The sequence below is a fragment of the Pseudomonas protegens genome (assembly GCF_003732485.1).
Lineage (GTDB): Bacteria > Pseudomonadota > Gammaproteobacteria > Pseudomonadales > Pseudomonadaceae > Aquipseudomonas > Aquipseudomonas protegens_B.
Genome location: NZ_MOAK01000036.1, coordinates 31,392 through 33,513, shown reverse-complemented (window position 1 = coordinate 33,513; position 2,122 = coordinate 31,392). Strand labels below are relative to the sequence as shown.

Sequence of the window (2,122 nt, the reverse complement as noted above, 5' to 3'; positions counted from 1 at the left end):
AGCAGAGCCCGGAAACCATGGCGTGGAACTGGTTTGTCTGCCTCAACCAGCCGGATGCCAGCCACAACAACAATCTGGTCTGGGAGACGTTCAAGCCTTCCGATCAGGTCTACCTGTTGAAGGGGGCCGATCCCCTGCCCTATTCCGACCACGAGAACCTGCCGAGCGAAGTGCCGGAACTGGCCCAAAAGCAGGGCATGGACCCCAAAGGGCTGTTTCAGTTTCTCGGCAACGACATGGCAGGCAGCCCGCAGAACGGCATCCAGCAGGTGGATGGCCTGGCCTTGAAAATGCGCAGTGGCCCGCCGGTCCCGCCGTCGAAAAACGAACAGTTGGTACGCTTTCACCTGTTGATGGGCGAAGACACCTTCAACTACATCGTCACCAACAAGATCTACAACCGCGATGGCCTGGCCAAGCTCACTAGCAATCTGGACTTCCCGGACACGGCCTGGGAGCTGAAAACCTCCTGGTTCTGGATCGGCACCGACCAGGACTTCAAGGCCCTGTTGACCCAGGACGGGTACTACATCTCCCAGGCCTATTACGTGGACAGCACGGGCCAGTATCAGGTGGGCTATGCCGCCCTGAGCGGCATGCACGTGATCAACAAGCTGACCCCGGACTGGGTCTGGACCACTTTCGAGAACCGCAACAATCCCAAGTACACCGTCACCAATGACACCCCATCCAAGCCGATGACCAACATCACCGGCCCCACCGAGGCGGCCAAGCCGGTGAACAGCAGCTACCAGCAGCAGTACCCGAACCTGGCGCAGTACGAACTGATCGGCGTGCAGTTCGACCGCAACCAGGCCGAACCCAAGCTGCTGGCCAACTCCCAGCTGGAGTCGGCGTTCCAGGGCACCTCATCGTGCCTGGCCTGCCACAGCACTGCGGCCTATTCGACGAAGAAGAACACCTTCTTCTCGTTCAACATCGACCACACAGGCGGAATCCTCTACCCCACCAGCGTACTGCCGGACAGCGACTTCATCGGTTATCAAAAACTGGATTACGTCTGGTCGCTCAAACGCGCCCAGTGGAAACGCTAAGGAGAGCAACCCATGAGCGTCTTGAACTTTCCACGGATCTACCTCAACGGTTTCATGTTCTGGAATCCGCCGACCTTCAACAACAACGATGTACTGCCGCTGTATGACGCAGTGAAGATGCAGATCAACTGGCCCTTTTTGAACTACTACGGGATCAACGACCGCAATGCTCCCCAGCGGCTGATGCCCTGGGCCGTCACGCCCCTGGCCTACAGTAACGTCCCGGACTATGTGCTGCAGGTGCCCACCAACGGCAACGCAGGCGCTTACCCGATGATCCCGGCGGAGTGGGACCTGTTCGGCGACAACGCCTGCGGCACCGTGGATTACCAGCAACTGCGCTCGGTGATCATCGGCGGGGAATCCAAGGTCGACAGCTACATCGACAACGATCCACTGATCAACAAAGCCTACCAACTGCAGGGCAACCCGTTCGGTAACCCAACCCCGACTGCCGCACGATTTGTCGACGTCAGCCCCTGGCAGAACACCTTCACTGCCCTGTATTTCGAAAAGCTGGTGCTGGGGGATACCACCTGCGGCCTGACCCTGAATCACAAGTACCGCATGCTCAACCGCTTTCTCGACTTCAACTGGGGCGCCTTTGGCGGCCTGGTCTACGTCACCACCACCTGGCAGACCTGTTTTCCCAAGGACCATCTGGAATGGTTCATCGGCGACTCGCAGTTGCTGGAGAACCTGCGGCAGGAAATGGACAGCCAGAACGCCCTCGGGCTGATGCTCAGGTTCACCACCTACCTCACCGTCTACGACATGAATGGCATCTTCAACGACTTCAAGATCGTCGACAGCCATTCCCAGGCCCCCTGGGACATGTCCAGGCTGCAGATGCTGTATCAGATGGGCCTGGACAACCCTACCGAGACCTTCTTCAACCCGGCCTACAGCCGCACCTGCGGCACCCTGGGCCTGTGGTTCGCCAACGAGTTCCCCACCGCACCGGCCGGCCAGCGCCTCGTGCCCAAGGATGCGGTGCCTTTCTACAAGAAGGTTCCGGGCGATGCGCAGATCCATGCGGATAAACAAGTGGTCAATCTGGGCGTGAT

Annotated in this window: 1 protein-coding gene and 1 pseudogene; both read left to right on the top strand. The window is 59.0% G+C overall.

Features of this window, described 5'->3' with window-relative positions:
- Nucleotides 1-1,055, top strand: a 1,055-nt coding sequence (locus BLX41_RS07075) for a hypothetical protein (RefSeq protein WP_123724602.1), incomplete at its 5' end; no start/stop codon positions are given.
- 12 nt (nucleotides 1,056-1,067) lie between these two features.
- Nucleotides 1,068-2,122 (top strand): annotated as a pseudogene (locus BLX41_RS34660) (hypothetical protein); the annotation flags it as partial.